Source organism: Paraburkholderia sp. FW306-02-B, assembly GCF_058782725.1.
This window is the reverse complement of the sequence record NZ_JBYSXZ010000001.1, coordinates 17,818-35,539: the sequence shown is the minus strand read 5'-3', so window position 1 is coordinate 35,539 and position 17,722 is coordinate 17,818. Positions and strand designations below refer to the sequence as shown.

Annotated in this window: 9 protein-coding genes and 2 pseudogenes; 5 read left to right on the top strand and 6 right to left on the bottom strand. The window is 56.2% G+C overall.

What is annotated here, in order from left to right:
• Positions 1-14: 14 nt before the first annotated feature.
• The 4 genes and pseudogenes from AC3WOG_RS00120 to AC3WOG_RS00105 all read right to left on the bottom strand — a co-directional run.
• On the bottom strand, positions 15-3,155 hold the full coding sequence (locus AC3WOG_RS00120) for a type VI secretion system Vgr family protein (protein ID WP_492576067.1): 3,141 nt from the start codon (positions 3,153-3,155) through the stop codon (positions 15-17).
• Between the two features lie 370 nt (positions 3,156-3,525).
• Positions 3,526-4,170, bottom strand: coding sequence for a hypothetical protein (locus AC3WOG_RS00115; RefSeq protein WP_492576066.1), 645 nt, complete (start codon positions 4,168-4,170; stop codon positions 3,526-3,528).
• On the bottom strand, positions 4,167-6,518 hold the full coding sequence (locus AC3WOG_RS00110; protein WP_492576065.1) for a hypothetical protein: 2,352 nt from the start codon (positions 6,516-6,518) through the stop codon (positions 4,167-4,169). The genes AC3WOG_RS00115 and AC3WOG_RS00110 overlap by 4 nt, the downstream gene beginning before the upstream one ends.
• 106 nt (positions 6,519-6,624) lie before the next feature.
• Positions 6,625-9,108 (bottom strand): annotated as a pseudogene (locus tag AC3WOG_RS00105) (type VI secretion system Vgr family protein); the annotation flags it as partial.
• 1,274 nt (positions 9,109-10,382) lie between these two features.
• Between AC3WOG_RS00105 and AC3WOG_RS00100 the strand changes: the two are divergent.
• From AC3WOG_RS00100 to AC3WOG_RS00085, 4 genes are all read left to right on the top strand, one after another.
• The gene (locus tag AC3WOG_RS00100; RefSeq protein WP_492576064.1) at positions 10,383-10,739 is read left to right on the top strand and encodes a nucleotide pyrophosphohydrolase; all 357 of its coding nucleotides are present in this window, start codon (positions 10,383-10,385) and stop codon (positions 10,737-10,739) included.
• A gap of 36 nt (positions 10,740-10,775) precedes the next feature.
• On the top strand, positions 10,776-12,371 hold the full coding sequence (locus AC3WOG_RS00095) for a DNA/RNA helicase domain-containing protein (protein WP_492576062.1): 1,596 nt from the start codon (positions 10,776-10,778) through the stop codon (positions 12,369-12,371).
• Complete coding sequence (locus tag AC3WOG_RS00090) at positions 12,265-12,654, top strand: DNA/RNA helicase domain-containing protein (protein ID WP_492576061.1); 390 nt, start codon at positions 12,265-12,267, stop codon at positions 12,652-12,654. The genes AC3WOG_RS00095 and AC3WOG_RS00090 overlap by 107 nt, the downstream gene beginning before the upstream one ends.
• Before the next feature lie 466 nt (positions 12,655-13,120).
• Entirely contained in the window at positions 13,121-13,363 is a 243-nt protein-coding gene (locus tag AC3WOG_RS00085; RefSeq protein WP_492576060.1) for a SymE family type I addiction module toxin, read from the top strand.
• A 20-nt stretch (positions 13,364-13,383) separates the two neighbouring features.
• On the opposite strand, the gene AC3WOG_RS00080 is transcribed toward AC3WOG_RS00085, so the two are convergent.
• Entirely contained in the window at positions 13,384-13,530 is a 147-nt protein-coding gene (locus AC3WOG_RS00080) for a hypothetical protein (protein WP_492576059.1), read from the bottom strand.
• Positions 13,531-13,961: 431 nt separating this feature from the next.
• Between AC3WOG_RS00080 and AC3WOG_RS00075 the strand changes: the two genes are divergently transcribed.
• On the top strand, positions 13,962-16,535 hold the full coding sequence (locus AC3WOG_RS00075) for a DNA phosphorothioation-associated putative methyltransferase (RefSeq protein WP_492576058.1): 2,574 nt from the start codon (positions 13,962-13,964) through the stop codon (positions 16,533-16,535).
• 94 nt (positions 16,536-16,629) lie between these two features.
• Here AC3WOG_RS00075 and AC3WOG_RS00070 read toward each other — a convergent pair.
• Positions 16,630-17,690: pseudogene (locus tag AC3WOG_RS00070) on the bottom strand (IS5 family transposase); the annotation flags it as partial.
• Between the last annotated feature and the right edge of the window lie 32 nt (positions 17,691-17,722).

Sequence of the window (17,722 nt, the reverse complement as noted above, 5' to 3'; positions counted from 1 at the left end):
TGATCAGCATCGAGTCAGACGATGCCCTTGATTGCTGGCAGCGCACTGCGCGCAGATTGCGCGATGCTGCTGATTTCCTTGGCAGCACTAGCGGCCTGGCCTGCCTGCGAAAGTGCGGCGCTCGCTTCCGATGGCAGCGCCTTTGTGAGCGCGCTTTGGGCGAGCCCCGTAGCTTGACCTTTTGCCATTGATGCGAGTCCGCTCGTGCCTTGCGAGGCCATGCTAGCGAGGCTCGCGAGTTGCGATGCTCCGCCTGCGGCCGTGCTCATTGCACCGGTTGCCGCGCTGGCCATCGTGCCTGCTGCACTCGCTGCGCCAGCGGTTCCGGCCGCGGCGGTTGCGCCCGACGCGTTACCAGCTCCCGGCAGGAACGAAGCCATTTGCGAAGCGGCTGCGGTGTCGCCTGAAGCGCTAGGCGGCTCGACCGGCCACTTGATGCTTTTGAAATAGTTGGCCGGCTGGGACGGATCGCGAGGATCGTTGCCGAATTGCACTTGCGCGACGCCTGGGGGCAAGCCGCTGACGGTCATGCGACCGTTTGCATCGAGCGCGCCTTGCCGCAGGAGTCCGCCGTTGGCGTCCAGCACCGAGAACTGTCCGCCTTTGACCGGCTCGCCATTCGCATACTGATGCAGCAACTCAAGTTGTCCCGGTTGATCGGGACGCGCGGCCGGCAGCGGATAGCCCTGACTGGTCGGACCGTTGAAGCTGTGCTGCGCGCCTTTGACATCGACCATTCCCGGCGCATGGATGTCGATGTTGCCGCCAGATATGCGGATGTATGCGCCACCGCTCGTCAACAGGATTTCCTGATCGGCGGCCGCTTCGATTTTTTCGGTTGCGGAAAGCAACCTGAATGTTTTCTGTGCGATGAATTCGACGTTGTCCGACTGCGCTTTGATTTCTACTTTGCCCTTAGCCGCGAAGAGCTTCATACCCGCGTTCTGGACGAACAGGCTGATTTTCTCTCCGACGCTTGCAAGCAGTGATTTGCCGGTTGCGATGTGCGTGCTCTGGCCGCTGACCAGGTTTATGTGCTCCGTTGCCGCGACGTGGGTCGATTTTTGCGTCGACATCGCGATGCCCGCGGGCGTCGCAAACAGCATGATCGGCTCTTTGAATGCATTCGCGCTGCCGGTACCGCCGCCTGCTGTGTTGCCGCCGTTGCTTGCAGCGCCTGAGATGCTGTTCTGCGTCGCGTCCGTGAAGGACTTCAACGAGTCGTAGCCATCTTTCAGGCTTTCCGCCTGATGTGTTTCGCTTGCCTGGCTTAGCGACTCGATCACACTTTCGGAATTGACTAGCTGAGTACTGGCGTTTCGAACGTCGAGAGGTTGGCTCGAGGCGCCCGTTGACGGATGCGTCGATACGTACATGCCTTGCGCCGCCCGGACCGCGCCATACGCGTCCGACTTCAGATCGAAGCCGCTGCCGAGGTACGCGCCGCGTGAGTTGCCGGTTTGCACGATCAGATAGCCGAGATGAAGCTGCGAATTTGCACTGCTGCTGTACATCTGCACACGGTTCTGGCCGGTGGCATCGTCCATCACCATCTGGTTGTAGCCGCTGCCCTGATACTCCTTCGACTTATACCCCGACAGGATGCCGTTCGAATGCCAGTCTGGTGTCTTCGCACTGTTGTAGACGCGTCCGGTGACGATCGGCTTGTCGCAGTCGCCGTCGAGAAACGACACGATGACCTCTTCCCCCACACGGGGCACGTGGACCGCGCCATAGCTGCCACCCGTGTCTGACTGAACCACTCGCATCCAGCACGACGCGTTTTCATCGCCCGCGTTGAGCCGGTCCCAGTGCATCTGCACCTTGATGCGGTTCAGTTGATCCGTGAAGACTTCCTCGTTCGCGGGGCCGACCACGGTCGCGGTCTGCATGTGCATCTCGGGCTTGTGATGCTCGAGGGGGCTGCGGAACGGGATGGCCTTGCGTTGTGCTTCGACCGTCGCCATGAAGAAGCCTTCGCTGCCGTCTGCTGACTTGATGAGCAGCGTAGGATCGCTTGCGTGCTTTGCCCGAACCGCGGCAATTGTCTGGTTGAGGCTGTGCGGGAAGTCCGTCGTGCCGCCCGAAACCGGCAGGTTATTCTCGATCACCCACTGAACGCCGATGACCGCGAACTGCCGGTCCTGCTGACTGCCGGTGTCGTGCTCCGGGTGGTTTTGCAGTTCGAACCACCGGCCTGTATCGATTTGACGTACCGCCCCTACGCCGTGGAAACGCTTCGCACGCGACTCCCACTCCTCCATCCGCACCTTTGACAGGTGATCGCCGCGGTCCTGCTTGCCGTAGGTGTAGGCGCCAGTGTACTCGTACACCTCGGCCTGCTGCGGCAGATCGCCCTGCGTAGTCAAGGTCGGGATCGTCGTGCCCTTCGGGTTCGCGGCGGAGGACGGTGCCTTGTAGTCGAACGTGCGGGTAGTAAGCGTCGTGCTTTGTAGCGTGCGCGTGCCGCTCCACTGTACGAACGCGTCGGTTTCGCTGTTGGTGCCCGAGCGGTAGAAATTCACCGTTTGGGGTGACAGCGGTTGCAGGCTGGCGATATCGTCGGTGATAACCAACGTATGCGATTTACCGTCGGCCGCTTGGTCGAAATAACCGAACAGCCCTTCCGTTTCCATCAGCCGGTGGCAGAAATTCCAGTCGTCCTCGTATTGGACGCAAAACGAGCGTTGCGGCAGCGGATTCCGTATTGCAAAGCGGAATCCGCCCTGTGCTTGCGGATGCATATTGAATACGTCGGTGAGAATTTCATCGATGGCTTTATCCTGCCAGATACGTGCATCTTTTCTGAATCGCAGAAAGTGCATCCATGAGACAAAGCCGATCTGGTAGCTGGTAATGGCGCTGTCGGAGCCCAAGCGACGGGCGGTGTGGACATAACCGTGATGCGGGGCGTAGGACTGGTCGGTTTGCTGTGTCCAAAGCGTGACGGGCTGGGCAATCAGCGTTTTAAGCTCGATATTGTCGTTGGTGGAAATGGCGTCCAGCGTGAATTCGAACTGGCGGCCCAGTTGCGAATTCCCGACTAGCCTTTGCGGTAAAAGCACGTCAGCGCCCAGCGGCGTATCGAGTTTCAGCAGGCGATCGCTTTGCGCAAGTCCCCCTTTTATCGCCGCAATAATGTCCTGCGCGCCCATACCGCCTCTCTTTTATGCAAATTGCGCCCCCGCGCTATCGCGCGATAATACAAAACATTACGGGCCTATCGCAATCGCATATCCAAAAACAAATGTTAAATCGGAACTAATTTCTGTATCTCGAGTGGGCTGGCAGATATCGGTATGAATGACGTGGAAACGATCGAAATTATGCGTACGTCATAACGGAAGGCAAGGTATCTCGAAGCTCGCTCAAAACTTGCGGCATTCGGGGCGCGGTGTGCGATGCGGTAACGGGCGAAGTATCTTCCACCGACTTCATGAGGAGCCTTGTTGGCAACGGTCTTGGTTGTCGGTTACACGACCTGGGCGGTTGAAGTTTCTCCGAGCCGCCGAGAACCGCGCCTTTCTAATCACTCTCGCCGTTAAACAGTGGTTTGCATCCGTCCGCCTTGATGACTTTCTTCTTGGCCAGCAAATCCCACACACCTGGATGGGAGTAGATCGCGCAATCCATTGACCCGTCGGCGCTAACGTACCGCCCATCGGGCGAGATTCGACCAGGCGACGACTCGTTGTAACCGAACCCCTCTTCTTGAATCTTTTGCATGTCCTTCCCCGATGTGTACATACCAGGAAAATTTGCAATGGGATGTGTATCCCCGAGCTTGGCTACCGTGGCTGCGTAGCTTGACGCTCCAGCAGTCACAGCATCAAGCGACAGATAGATACGCTTTTTAAGGTTCACGTCGACAACGAACCCAACGCGATCAGGAATATGTGCGGAAGACACATTACCATTATGGCACGCGATAGCGTCGTCGACGCTCAGATAGTCGACGTCAGTCAAAAGAACGACGCGCTTGTTCCAATTAAGCCTAGGTGAAACGTCTTTGAGATTTTTCTGCAGAACACACTGCTTAACGCTGTTGTCTGGTTCAGTGAGAACGATTGTATTACTCGCCTCAATATATTTGACCGATGACACTTCGTCTGCTCTGACATAGGTGGCGAGCAGCATGCATCCGGACACAAAAAAAAGACCAATTTTCAATTTATGACCTTTAGCGCTTTGATGGTTTCATCATACCGTCGTTCCTTCTCTTTGTACGCACCGTTAATCGCGTAAGTAACCTCATCAGATATCGCCGCTTCCTTCGCGTTGTCTGCTTGGGAGACGGGTACCTTGCCGGTGCTTTTGTCGATACCTGGCTTCACGTGTGGGCGAGCGAACGTAATATAGAAACCACCGCTGTCCATACAGTTGTACGGATTCGCAATGATTCGGTCTGGGTCGTCAATAGGCGCTGGCCGTCGAGTCATTTGCGAAGGAGTTCTGTGAACGTAAGCGGGATCATCCCACCAGTGATCATCGAAGTCCGTGCTTTTTAACCAACCTCGGTAAACCCAATAGCCTGCGTAATTTGACCGGCCTGTGAGCTGCTTGAAACCCCGCCCGCGAAACTCCTGCGCATCAATGTCGCCCACGTTGCCATTGCTCCAACTGTACGAGCCCGCGATCAATCCGCCATGACTGTTGTACTTCACGGAACTGAAATAGCTGTCGAATTCGCCGGTGTCGCGACCATACCAATGACCCAACTCAGCTTCGGACTTCACGGAGGCAGGATTCTTGTGATTCCCCGCCATGCTCGCCTCTTGCATCTCCATCAAACGTGAAGACTCAACGGCACCTTGTCCAAAGAAATGGGCCTGTCGGATCGGGTTCGTTATGACATATTTCTGCATCACCTGGTTAAGCGCGACACGATACCTTTCCCGGACATCTTCCGGAGTGCTGTCGTAGATCTTTGCAAGTGTTGTTTTATCTATCCATGCGCACTTCCTCATCCAAGTTATGAATTCAATCGGATGGAAATGCCATAGCGTTGACGGCAGCGGTAGCGCAGCCGCAGTCCACCATTGAAGTTCAGTCGCGTGTGCCTTAAATGCCGAGTACTGATCCTGCGTCATTGCAGCTCGAGGCGTATTGTCGCCCCAAGTACCGTCTTTCAGTAGAAAGTTGTACGTCGAATCAAAATTCGCCTCTTCCCATTCTGTCCGGAACTCGCAGACCATTCGCCGCATCTTTCTCCGTACTGAATCATCGCGAAGGCGGCTTTGCGCTTCCTGCTCGGTAACATTCCCGTCGCCGTTTTCATCGAGCAGATCCAAGATCGCTTTTGCGTCACAACGCCCGTCTGCTGTTGTCGAGGTACCCGTCGCGCCTTCTTTAACTCGCTGCCAGCCGAGAAATGCCGGAAAATCCGCGTCAGACAACTTTACGATAGTGCTCGCGTTAAAGTTTACATACCCTCTGCTACCCGGCGCGTAGGCAACATACTGCCAGTTCTCCACATCGGCCGGGACTAAAGCGTCTTCCCCAACGACCCGCCCGAATCTGAGCAACTCGTAGGCAGCGCTGGCCGTCGTCGGCGCAATAGATTTGGCAAGCGCGTGCATGTTGTATTCGTACTCGGAATCAGGGTTGTCGGCACTATCTACAGCCTTTCCATTTTCCTCGAATGTGCTTGCCTTGCAGCCGCCCTTAGAAAAACGAACGCTAAGACACAGATTTTTGTCCGTTTTGCCGACGCTTGTGCCTGTCGTTGGTGGTTCAGCTTCAGGGAACGGCTGCGCTTGCGAGGCACTGGGGTCCAAATGCTTGTGCGCTTGCCGCGCCTGCCTTAGAAGCGCTTGGATCCGTTTATGCTCTGCTTGGTCATGCTTTGCTTTGCGCTTCTTCCATTCGTCGTGCTTGTGCTTTGCCTGGGTGGGTGTCTGATCAAATATCTCCGTTCCAGCCGGCATCACAAAGTGCATGTCTCCCCAAAGATCTGGGTCACCTGAGTTGTCGGTAGCCTTGAAAATCTTATATGGCTGATCGACACGCTTGATCAACGCATCGACGCCCTGCTGATTCGTGAAAATTTCAAAGTGAATCGACGGGTCGCCCGCGATCTCACCACCTTGCCCAAGCACGTCTTTGCGACTAACTTGATCTCCAAGCGTGGTCTTGACCGTTGACAGGTGCATATAGACTGACCAGAAGGTAAGGCGCGTATCCTTCCCTGTCTCCGCACTATGCTCTATCACCAGGCAGCCGTTGTCCGTCCAAGTAGGAACGCCTCCGTCAGCACTTCCATAGTTCAATGGATCTTTTTCGTTGTTGTTCTTTTTCTTGCCGGCTCGCGCAAAGACTATTTTTCCATCCGCTATGCTGCGAATCGGCTCCGATCCATAGCGCAAGTGAATTCCTCCATGCCACCGGAGGTGCGCGCTCAACGGATAGGCGCCAGACCCATACGGCGGATCGGGAAACCAGTGATCGGAGTATTGAGTGTCGTGATCCAGGTCGCCGAGCGAGGCGTCCAGCGTAAGTATGGGATAGCTGATTAGCATGCGCGCTTATAAACTTGTTTATATTGCAAAACGATTCTTGTCCGCAACACGATCACTGCGAAAAGACGAATTTTCCGGGCAATACGAGATCCCCGTTTGGCAATTGTGGAAGCGGATAGTTGCCTTGGGTCGGCCCATTAAAGGTGTGCTCAGATCCTTTAATGTCAATTTTCCCCGGCGCGTGAATTTCGATGTTTCCATCTGCGAGTCTTATGTACGCGCCTGCTGACGTCAACAAGATTCCCTTTGCCGAAGCGACGTCGATTTTTTCAGTGGCTGAGAGGAGTTTGAGTGTTTTCTGGGCGGTAATTTCGATGTTGTCCGAGTGGGCTCGAATCTCCACCTTGCCTTTCGCAGCGAACAGCTTCATGCCCGCATTCTGCACAAACAAACTGATTCGCTGACCGACGCTCGCAACTAGCGATTTTCCAGTTGCAATGTGCGTACTTTGCCCGCTAACGAGATTGACTTGTTGATCTGCCGATATCTGGGTCGACTTCTGCGTCGACATCGCAATACCCGCCGGCGTCGCGAATAGCATGATCGGTTCCTTGAACCCGTTTGCGTTGCCCGTGCCGCCTCCTGCTGTGTTGCCGCCGTTACTTGCCGCGCCGTGCACGCTATTCTGCGTCGCGTCAATGAAAAACTTCAACGAATCGCTGCCATCTTTCAAGCTTTCCGCCTGGTGCATTTCGCTTGCCCGCGAGAGCGCTTCGATCACGCTTTCCGAGTTCACCAATTGGCTATTGGCCTCACGGACCTCGAGCGGCTGGCTCGATGCGCCCGTTGACGGATGCGTCGACACGTACAAACCTTGCCCCGCCCGGACCGCGCCATATGCATCCGACTTCAGATCGAAACCGCTGCCGAGATACGCCCCTCGCGAGTTACCCGTCTGCGCAATCAAATAGCCTAGATGTAGCTGTGCGTTCGTGCTCGTGCTGTAAAGCTGCACGCGGTTCTGCCCGGTCGCATCGTCCATCACCATCTGGTTGTAACCGCTGCCTTGATACTCCTTCGACTTGTATCCCGACAAGATCCCATTCGAATGCCAGTCCGGCGTCTTCGCGCCGTTATAGACGCGTCCAGTGACGATGGGTTTGTCGCAGTCGCCATCAAGGAAAGATACGATCACCTCTTCGCCGACACGCGGCACATGGACCGCGCCATAGCTACCGCCTGTATCGGACTGAGCCACTCGCATCCAGCATGACGCGTTCTCATCGCCATCGTTGAGACGGTCCCAGTGCATGCGAACCTTGATACGGTTCAGTTCATCCGTAAAGACTTCTTCATTCGCCGGGCCGACCACGATGGCCGTCTGCATGTGCATTTTTGGCTTGCGGTGCTCGAACGGGCTGCGGAACGGGACTGTTCTGCGCTGGGCTTCGACGGCTGCCATAAAGAAGCCTTCGCTGCCATCGCTCGCTTTGACGATCAGCGTTCCGTCCGCACGGTGCGCGGCGCGGGCGGCCGCGATGGTTCCGTTCAGGCTATGCGGGAAGTCCGTCGTGCCGCTCGACACCGGCAGATTGTTCTCGATCACCCACTCAACGCCGATAACGGCAAACTGCCGCTCCTGCTGACTACCCGTGCTGTGGTCGGGATGGTCGGCCAGTTCGAACCAGCGACCCGTATCGATGCGGCGTACCGCGCCCACGCCGTGGAAACGCTTCGCGCGCGACTCCCACTCTTCCATGCGAATCTTCGACAGCTGATCGCCTCGGTCCTGCTGTCCGTACGTGTAGGCGCCCGTGTACTCGTACACCTCCGCCTGCTGCGGCAGGTTGCCCTGCGTGGTGAGTGTGGGGACCGTCGTGCCCTTCGGATTCGCACCCGTCGATGGCGACTTGTAGTCGAAGGTCCGCGTGGTGAGTGTGGTGCTCTGCAGTGTGCGCGTGCCGCTCCACTGCACGAAGGCATCGGTTTCGCTGTTGGTGCCTGAGCGGTAGAAATTCACCGTTTGGGGAGCTAGCGGTTGAAGACTGCCGATATCGTCGGTAATGGTCAGCGTGTGCGATTTGCCGTCGGTCGCCTGCTCGAAATAACCGAACAGTCCTTCCGTTTCCATCAAGCGCTGACAGAAATTCCAGTCGTCTTCGTATTGCACGCAGAACGAACGCTGCGGCAATGGATTGCGCAATGCAAAGCGGAAGGCGCCTTGCGCCTGCGGATGCATATTGAAGACATCGGAGAGAATTTCATCGACCGGTTTATCCTGCCAGATGCGCGCATCTTTTCTGAAACGCAGAAAATGCATCCACGAGACAAAGCCGATCTGATAGCTGGTTATGGCACTGTCCGAGCCTAAACGGCGGGCGGTATGAACATAACCGTGATGCGGAGCGTAGGACTGGTCGGTTTGCTGAACCCACAGGGTGACGGGCTGGGCGATCAGCGTTTTGAGCTCGATACTGTCGTTGGTTGAAACGGCGTCCAGCGTGAATTCATAGTCGCGGCCGAGGCGTGAGTGCCCCAGCAGCCTTTGTGGCAAAAGGACATTGGCGCCCAATGACGTATCGAGTTTCAGCAGCCGGTCGCTTTGCAACAAGCCGCCTTTTATCGCCGCGATTATGTCCTGTGCACCCATACCGCCTCTTATTTATGCAAATTGCGCCCCCGCGCTATCGCGCGATATTACAAAAGATCAGACGTTTACCGCAATCGAATTAGTGAACGAAAATGTTAAATCAGAAATTTTTTCTTACGAAGACAATGCCTTTTGAATAACGGTAAAAATAACTGCGTTTTCCGCGTGTACTAACGGTGGAATACTGCGGTTCAAGGAAAACGGTCGGCGGTTGCTCACGGCATGGTTCGCGTCACCTACCGACTCTCCGCGACCTGCATCACGACGCCATCCGCCTTCCGCACTTCAATACGGACATCCCTTCCAGACGCCGCAGCCAAAAATGCAACGGGACCTTTAGTTTCGACCAGTCGCAAAACGTGACGCGCTCAGCTCCGATTTGTGCGGGGATTTGCGCTCTCAGTGACCCGTCGACGTTGACTATATAAGCCCGATTGGTCGAAAGGTCATACGGAGCCTCAACGACTGCAATACCGCTCGCATCATCAAGAAGTCTGCCGATCACACCTGCCAAGTTGTGAATGCTGTACGGAACACCGCTCGACTGCCAGGCGAGCGCGACAGGCGTCAATTCTGCGATGGTCAATCGCTGCGGATTGTTTCGTTGTCTTAACCGGGGTTACGCTCGACGATCCGAAAGTCCTCAATCTTTCTTAGGGTGGTCATTGAATAGGCCTCGGCGCTCGGATTGGAATTAATTCCTTCCCGATCTGAATGGTTTGAGATCTGTACCCACAGCCGTTGCATTGTGCCTGCGCTCTGCCGCGCTCGATATGTCGCGGCGGTGCTCCTCACCTAGCGCGAACCGTTGCACTGTCGACCGGAGCGTGATCGGGTTGCGCGCGTGGACAAACACGTCACGTGACCCAACCATGCCTGAACATCGACCCTCACTGATGTCGATGCCATGCGTGATCAGCACTGACTCGAGGCTCGACTGGGCGGCGGATGCCCCAGTGCAGGCGGAGGGCTCGATTCGCTTGCGTCAGGGACGAGGAGGCAAAGGCGCGCAACAGGTTGGCACTTCGGGCCCGTTACCGCTCGTCGGAGTTTGCCGACTCTGATCTACCACTTCCCGGCCACACGACAGCGCGGCCAAATAAATAACGCAGGCATCAAACCGCCCGCTCTTATATCATCACATTTTATTGAGATAAGGACGACGCGGCCCCTTCGAGCAGGGACGCCTCTAGTGCCCTATTTCACCCCGCAAGACCGATCCGATTAGTTATCCCCAGCCGTCTAGGGGCACCATCACTCGAAGAGATTTTGAGATGCAAAGTGACCTTGCTAGCTTGCGCGACCTCGTTCGTCAGTTTGCGGATGAGCGCGACTGGGACAAATTTCATACGCCGAAGAATCTAGCGACGGCGTTGAGCGTCGAGGCAAGTGAGCTACTGGAGCCGTTCCAGTGGCTGTCCTCCGGAGATAAGAGCGAACTGGACGACGGCAAGCAAACCGCCATTCGTCACGAAATGGCGGACGTATTGCTATACCTCGTCCGCCTTGCAGACAAGCTTGATGTCGACCTCTATCAAGCCTGTTTAGAAAAAATGGATGTCAATCGGACGAAATATCCCGCCGAAAAAGTCCGGGGAGATTCGCGTAAGTACTCCGATTACCAAGACTAAGAATCAAACCAGAACTAAAACGAAAATCAAAGACCGATGCGACTGTACGCAAACCATTGCAAGACATTCATCGAAGACTGCGAGCGCAACCAAATCGCAGAGAAACTACGTACCAGCTTCCAGCTATACGCCAAGAATCCGTCGCCCAGTGAATTCCAATCCTGGCAAAACTCCCTGCGCGCGCTCGCGCTCATTTTTTCGCGCGCCGGGTTGACCAACCAGGGAGTCATGCTCGAATTTCAACTGCCGACGAACTCGAAGCGTATCGACTGCTTGCTATGTGGCTTCGCGAAAGATGGAACGCCGACGGCCGTAGCAATCGAGCTGAAGCAGTGGCAGACATGCGAGGAGTCGGCGGGAGACAACGAAGTCTCAACGTTCATTAATGGTTGCGTCCGCGACGTACTGCATCCCTCAGCTCAGGTAGCACGATACGCGTCCTATCTTCGGGACAATCATGAGGCTTGCTACGCGGACGAGACTCCGATTGAAGTCGCTGCTTGTGCCTATCTACACAACTACCATTCGCACCCAGCTGATCCGCTCCAGGCGCCTAAATTCTCGGCGTTGCTGGAGGTGGCACCGACGTTCAGCGCCGACGACGTAGACGAGTTCGTCAAGTTTCTGGTGGAGCGGGTCGGAGGCGGCGACGGTCTGGAAGTGCTGAGTCGCATGGAAGAAAATCGCTATCGCCCTAGCAAGAAGCTGATGGACTATGTGGCGTCCGTGATTAAAAACAACCCGGAGTACACGCTGCTTGACGAGCAGCAGGTGGCGTTCGACGCCGTGATGACCGCTGCGCGTCGCGGGGTACATGACCGACAGAAGCAGATCATCATCATCAAAGGCGGCCCAGGTACCGGCAAGTCGGTGCTGGCGGTCAACCTCGTCGCGAGTTTGTTATCAAGTCACTACTCGGCTCACTACGTGACCGGCTCCAAGGCGTTCACTGAAACGCTGCGGACGATCATTGGTTCGCGAGGTCAGGAGCTGTTTACGTACACGAACGGCTACGTAGACGCTCAGGCTGATTCAGTGGACGTGCTTGTCACGGACGAAGCGCATCGTATTCGAGACGTGAGCAGCAACCGCTTCACGCCGGCGAACAAAAAATCTGGGCTAAAACAACTGGAGGAGTTAGTCGCAGCCGCACGTGTTTCGGTATTTTTCATCGACGATCATCAGGTCGTACGCCCTGGCGAGATCGGCTCCGTCGCCTACATTCGGGAGTACGCTGAGAAGCACAAGTGCGCAGTGCACGAATTCGAACTCGAGACACAGTTCCGCTGCAACGGCTCCGATGCGTTTGTTCGCTGGATAAACACGATGTTGGGCATCGGTGACCATCCGCGCTTCGAATGGAACGATCACGACGCTTTCGATTTCCGGATTTTTCAGTCTCCGGAAGCATTGGAAAGCGCGATAAAGGATGAGGTCCAAGCGGGTGCGACGGGGCGGCTGGCGACCGACTTCTGTTGGCCTTGGTCCGATCCTAACAAGGACGGTACGCTGCAGGCACGACGTCGTGCTCGGAAACTTCAACCGTCCGTGGAACGCAAGGCCCGATTCGGGGCGGCTTGCTGTAGGCATTCCGAAATCGTCGTTTTGGGCGTATCACCCGAACGGGATTAACCAGGTCGGATGCGTGTATACCGCCCAAGGTTTTGAGTTCGACTACGCGGGGATCATTTTCGGACAGGACCTGCGCTTCGATCCATCTCAGGACGCGTGGGTCGGAGATAAAACCAAGTCGCACGACACGACTGTGAAGAAGTCGAAGGACGACTTTACACGGCTGGTCAAGAACACATATCGCGTCCTGCTCTCTCGCGGCATGAAAGGCTGTTACGTCTGCTTCGCGGACGCTGAAACGGAGGCCCACTTCAGAAGACATGTTGCTGAAGCATTGCAGTAAATAGCGTCTTGGCTTGGGGGGAACTGGATCGGTTCGTTTCCCCAACACCGATAACGCATTGCGCCCCTATACCTGATAGTTCACAGACGTCCCTTCCAACTGACTCGTGCGAACGTCGGTCGGGCTCGACATGCTCAATCTCATGCGACGTCTGTCAGGGCGAGTCTGTCCAAAATCTCGCGATGAATGTTTGCCCTGTTTTGTGGTTCATCGAGCGTTCGACGCTGTTGCACAACCCTCGACAATGCGCGAAAATACATCGGATGCCTAACAACATAGCCGACAATCACGACGCGTTACGTTTATAAAGCATCACTGAACGATTAACTCGTTGGAGGGTACAAGAGGACGCGAAAGCGCTCGAACCGAGCATCAAGGAGAACGAGGAAGGAGATGAAGCGCGGGACGCATGGGCTGCCACCCACACGACCCGCTGACCACAACCAGCTCACGCTAGGAGTTGATCATGGCTGACGCCAATCATAAAGCAGTTGCGCCTGTAACCCAACGCATCTTGACCATTTCGTCACAAAGACGCCCGCGGCCGATGAAAGTTTTAGGCCCTGAGAACTACGAGTTTTATAACGACTTGCCGCCGGCGCCTTGGATTCGGCTTTCGGGGCGGTGGCTCGAAGAGGCGGGATTTGAGATTAGTGGGAGGATTCGGGTGGAGGTGGGGAGAGGAAAGCTGGTCATAACTCCCGCGTGACCCAATGCCATAAACCCGGCCTAGGTCGGGTTTTTTAATTTAGGGCCGATTGCAACACCGTTTTCGTTCGGTGCCAAGTAATCTGCATCGACCTTGTTGATATAGTGCGCAATGACGTGAAAGGCACTGATTCCATCCATATTCAACCGCCAGATCATAGCCAGCATAGCCGGCGACTCTGATGCCGAATCGGCCAGAATAAATTCAAGCTCATGACTTGTCGCAGGAATATGACTCAGCTCCTACGCATCCAACTCAAGGAATTGGTTTGCCTCCCACGATTGACCCGATGGAGTGCTTACTCTATTTACCAGCTGCACTGTCAAGGATCACCAGTAAACTGCCTATACATCCATGTTCCTCTCCTAGGGAGCACCTTCCTGCGCTGCGCTTCGGAATCGTGCTTTCGCAGGAAGGCGTATCGTTTTATCTTGCCACGCTCGAAAAAAGAGATCGCTAGGCGATAATCATCTCAACAATCATGCCGGGCGCTCGACTTGAGTGACACATTCTATAACCGCGGGCTGCGCGTCTATGGAACCTGTCTCGCGCACTATGCTTCGTGCGCAAACTTGAACACTGGCCTAAATTCTGATCCATGGCTAATAAAATCGGTAAGCGGGTCGTTGATGAATTGTACGTCCATCTCTCTGGGCTGGACCAACTCGATGACTTTGTGCAAAAACGGCGTATTTCGGATGCGATACGTTATCTGTCTACGCCCTCTGATCACGTCCCCAACGTGGCAAAGTTCAACCTGAGGACGGGCCGCCTCTCCCTGCTCGCTTACAGAGAATTCGACACCGATCCATTCCCTGAGCTCTTAGCAAGTTGGACCTTCGCTCCTGGCTCGACCGACACGCCGTCATACCGGATCTATACCGATTCATTGAACCCGCCGATTCTGCACCGGAAGGAGCTACTCGTGCCGGAAACGTACCCAAGCCGAGAAGCATGGGGGCGGCTCACTTCCACTGCCGAGTTGCTTGGTCTCTTTGATGACACGACCACGATCGGCTTCAAGCGTAACTGGGAAAAGCTAGTCGCCAGCAAGGGTTACCGCCTAGCTGGCAACGAATTTTTGCCACTCGGTAACGAGACCTATAGTGACGACGCCGCGGCGCCGTGGCATTGTGATAGTCCAGTCCAGAGGCACCTGACCGCACTAACCCGCAACGGCCTTTCGGCACCTCTACAGCTCTTGATGAGACATGGTTTGTTGTCGCCGGGCAGCACCTTCTTTGATTACGGTTGTGGTCGAGGAGGCGACGTGGCTAATTTGAATGCAAATGGCTTTGACGCGCACGGGTGGGATCCTCACTTCGCGGCTGATCAACCGATCCTTGAGGCGGACGTTGTTAATCTCGGCTTCGTAGTAAATGTGATCGAGGACCCGACCGAGAGGGTGGAAGCCATGCACAAGGCGTTCAAATTAACTCGCCGGGTCATGGCGATCGGCGTCATGCTGCACGGAAACGAACCGGCCGGTCGACCTTTCCGAGATGGGTTCATCACCTCACGCAACACATTTCAGAAGTACTTCAGTCAGGCCGAGTTCAAGGATTACGTCGAAGACGTCTTACATCAAGACGCGTTTATGGCAGGCCCGGGCGTGGCCTTCGTGTTCTCAGATAAGGACAGTGAGCAACGTTTCCACGCCGGCCGTTTCCGCAGCCGTGGAGTCGCCGCGCGTCTGCTGAGATTGAGAAATCCGCGCGTACGTGCGACCAAGGAACCCATAGAAAGGCATGTCAAGCCGCCACGGCCTTCGAACTCCGAAGTGGAGTTCATGAAGGCACAGCGCCATCTCGACTCATTATGGGCTACCGCGCTGGACCTAGGGCGCCTGCCCGAGCACGACGAAGTGACCGATCTCGAGGAGATTGAATCCCGGTGTGGCAGTCTGAGAAAGGCGATGCGCTTGCTCGCGCGCCACTATGATCAGAGCCTGCTCGCCAAAGCGGCCACCACTCGCGCTGACGACGTGCGTCTCTACCTAGCTGCGCAGCAGTTTTCACGGCGGCCCGCCTATCGGCAGCTCGAGCGACGCCTACAGCGGGACATCAAAGCATTCTTCGGCGACTATCGCACAGCGCAAGAGTCTGGACTGAGGCTGCTTCGCGATGCAGCAGACCCGGAGCAGCTCCTAGAGGCCTGCCAGCGCGCCGCGACTTCTGGGTTGGGATGGCTCGAAGGTGAGCGCTCAATGCAGCTACATATGTCGATGGTGGAGCGACTGCCTGTGCTTCTACGTGCCTACGTGGCCTGCGGATTGATGCTCTGGGATGCTATCAGCGAGGTTCAGCTTGTCAAGATTCACATCGCTTCGGGCAAGCTCACTCTCATGGAGTTCGACGACTTCGATACAAATCCACTTCCGGCGCTTCGCCGCCGCATCAAAGTGAACGTACGCAAAGTCGACTACGACCTTTTCGATTACGGGAGTCCTGAGTATCCAAAACCGTTGCTCTATCGCAAGAGTCGCTATTTAGATGAGGACTACCCCGGTTACGTCGAGCAGCTTGCATTTGACGAAGCGCTTGAAACCACTGGCATCCTCACCAATTCAGATTTCGGTCCATCAGCAGATCAATTGTTCGAGGAGCTGGAGGCCCGGCGCCTCGCGATAAGTGGGATGCTCCTACAACGCAGCAAGCGCGTGCCAGAGCTCGACCAGGCATGCGGCACGACCTTCACCTTCCGATCGTTCATCGAGTGCGGCGAAACCCAGCAACGCCTTGGGCTCGCAAACCTACCGATAAACCCAGACACATACAATGCACTGTACGACTTGGCGACAGAGATCCTTGATCCCGTTATCGAATACTTTGGCGCTATCCGGTTGACCTATGGCTTCTGCTCGCATGAGTTGAGCAGACACATCACGAAGCGAGTAGCCGCAAGGTTGGATCAGCACGCAGCGCTTGAAACCACCCGGACAGGTAAGTTGACCTGCGAACGCGGCGGAGCTGCTTGTGACTTTTATGTCGAGGATGAAGACATGCGAGACGTGGCAGACTGGATCATTGCCAACACCCCATTTGATCGCTTGTACTTCTACGGGTCAGATCGCCCGATCCACGTAAGCTATTCCTCTCGAGGAAGTCGGCAGGCTTTCCAAATGACGGAAACAAAGACGGGGCACCTAATTCCACGCCAGTATAGGCGCTAAACGCACGATGGCTATTCGGCGGAAGCGCCTCACGGACGATGTGTCCTGCGCTACCTGGTCCGTCCTGAACAATTCGGTTTGCCGACCACCGGCGTTACGGCGATGGAACTGCAGCAATGCGGCGGTTAAGCAAGGCAGCCAGAATAAAGACGCAAAGAAGCCGCAGCTTCCTCAGAATCATCCGGAGGTTGTGACCGGCGCCGCACAGCACTGCGTGCATTGCATCGCCGAGCGTGCCTTTGAGCCAGTTCCGATCGAGTTTTCCGTCTGTTTTCATGTGGCCGATGGCCGGCTCGATTGCGCTGCGCCGTCTGATCATCGCGCGTATGTCCGCGTGTGATGCCCCGCCGCAAGCCCGGGTGGTAGATCTTCACGCCGTCGATCGCGACACCCTTGTAGCCACGGTCGACGACGGCGACTTCCGGCGTGGCGTCGCACAGGATTGCCGCGCTGTTCCAGCGCTTCAGCCAGCGTATGACCGTCGTACGGATTGCCCGGCATCGAGCGCATGCCAACTACCAGTCCTTCCTTGTGGGTCGTCGTGATCGACACTTTCACCCCGAATTCGTACGGCTTGCGGGCCTTGCCCTTGGCCAGACACTCGACTTCCGGCGCGTGTAGCGCATAAAGCTTGTTCCTGTCCTTCGGCTTCTGCGCCAGGATGCGCTTCGTGCGGCCAATCAGCTCCGTTAATGCAGCACGGCCTGGGTCTGCCACCTGGGCGACCTGTCGCTCCACATCGCGCATCACCCGCCCAACGCGCGAACGCAGCGTGCGCAATGCCTTCCTCATACGCCTGTACTGCTTCGCGTGAGCGTAGCGGCCAATCTGCAGCCCCAGACGCGGCGCCTCGCGGTTGTAGTTCTGCCTCAGCTTCAGGCCGTGCCGCGCCGCGGCCTTCACCAGATGTTCGCGACACCGCTCGAGCAATCGTGAATCGGTTGGATGGGCAATCGCCTTCTCCATGACCGTCGTGTCAACAATCACGCGCTTCACGCTCGAGGCCTTGATCACGCCGGCACGTTTGGCTGCTTCGATCGTCTCGGCCAGCAACTCTTCGACGCCGGCTTCGCCTAGCCGCTTGCGCCAGCGCGTCAGGCTCGACGGGTCAATCGGCGGCTCGGTCTGCAGGTACGTTTCGCCTGTGAACACCTGATCGCGGTAGGAATACCGGTTACCCGATACCC

Bases quoted from the DNA above. Each gene is read 5' to 3' on its own strand.
- AC3WOG_RS00120 (WP_492576067.1), bottom strand. From the start codon at position 3,155: ATGGGCGCGCAGGACATTATTGCGGCGATAAAAGGGGGACTTGCGCAA.
- AC3WOG_RS00110 (WP_492576065.1), bottom strand. From the start codon at position 6,518: ATGCTAATCAGCTATCCCATACTTACGCTGGACGCCTCGCTCGGCGAC.
- AC3WOG_RS00100 (WP_492576064.1), top strand. From the start codon at position 10,383: ATGCAAAGTGACCTTGCTAGCTTGCGCGACCTCGTTCGTCAGTTTGCG.
- AC3WOG_RS00095 (WP_492576062.1), top strand. From the start codon at position 10,776: ATGCGACTGTACGCAAACCATTGCAAGACATTCATCGAAGACTGCGAG.
- AC3WOG_RS00085 (WP_492576060.1), top strand. From the start codon at position 13,121: ATGGCTGACGCCAATCATAAAGCAGTTGCGCCTGTAACCCAACGCATC.
- AC3WOG_RS00080 (WP_492576059.1), bottom strand. From the start codon at position 13,530: ATGCTGGCTATGATCTGGCGGTTGAATATGGATGGAATCAGTGCCTTT.
- AC3WOG_RS00075 (WP_492576058.1), top strand. From the start codon at position 13,962: ATGGCTAATAAAATCGGTAAGCGGGTCGTTGATGAATTGTACGTCCAT.